The sequence below is a fragment of the Pseudomonas sp. FSL W5-0299 genome (assembly GCF_005930655.1).
Classification (GTDB): Bacteria; Pseudomonadota; Gammaproteobacteria; order Pseudomonadales; family Pseudomonadaceae; genus Aquipseudomonas; species Aquipseudomonas mandelii.
The window spans coordinates 1-1,010 of record NZ_RXHX01000100.1 but is presented as its reverse complement, the minus strand read 5'-3'; the positions used below and the strand labels follow the sequence as shown (position 1 = coordinate 1,010).

The window sequence follows — 1,010 nt, the reverse complement described above, 5'->3', positions numbered from 1 at the left end:
GAGCCAACCGGAATGGTGATGGTCTGGTTGTTGGAGAGGGTCACCACTACTGGCGAACCGGTCACTGGTGCAGAGACGGATGCGGTGTAAACCACGGTGCCGCCTTCGACCACGGAAGGCGTGGCGGTCAGGCTGACGGTCGAGGTGTCGACGGTGTCGGTCACATCAGTGACCGCTGCCGCCGGGTCTTTCACCAGATTTTCGAAGTTGCCGCCAGTGGCGTCCTTGATGGCGACTTCGACCTTGCCGGCATCCTTGTAGACGTCATCGGCCGGAGCCTTGACGGTCACGGAGCCGCTGGTGGCGCCGGCGGCGATGGTGATCACCGCGCCGTTCGACAGGTTTACGGTGACTGGTGTGCCGGCCGCATGGGTCAGGTTAGCGGTGTAGACGATCGAGCCGCCTTCAGCGACCGAATCGGTTGCTGTCAGGCTAAGCGTGGTGGTGTCGGCCGAGTCAGTCACCGAGGTGTCCGCCGACTTGCCATCGACGTCCAGCTTCTCGTAGTTACCGCCCTTGGCGACCGGGATGGTGATGGTCTGGTTGTTGGAGAGGGTCACCACTACTGGCGAACCGGTCACTGGTGCAGAGACGGATGCGGTGTAAACCACGATGCCGCCTTCGGCCACGGAAGGCGTGGCGGTCAGGCTGACGGTCGAGGTGTCGATCGTGTCGGTGACGCTGGTCACAGCGGCAGCCGGGTCTTTCACCAGGTTCTCAAAGTTGCCGCCAGTGGCATCCTTGATGGTCGCTTCGACTTTACCAGCGTCTTTGTAGACGTCATCGGCCGGTGCCTTGACGGTCACGGCGCCGCTGGTGGCGCCGGCGGCGATGGTGATCACCGCGCCGTTCGAAAGGGTGACGGTGACCGGCGTGCCGGCCGCGTTGGTCAGGTTGGCGGTGTAGACGATCGAACCGCCTTCAGCGACCGAATCGGTTGCTGTCAGGCTAAGCGTGGTGGTGTCGGCCGAGTCGGTGACCGAGGTGTCGGCCGACTTGCCGTCGACGTC

Annotated in this window: 1 protein-coding gene; it reads right to left on the bottom strand. The window is 63.7% G+C overall.

Annotated elements, in window-relative coordinates; genetic code table 11:
- A partial coding sequence (locus FHL16_RS33800; protein WP_177346274.1) for an immunoglobulin-like domain-containing protein occupies positions 1–1,010 on the bottom strand: 1,010 nt, incomplete at both ends.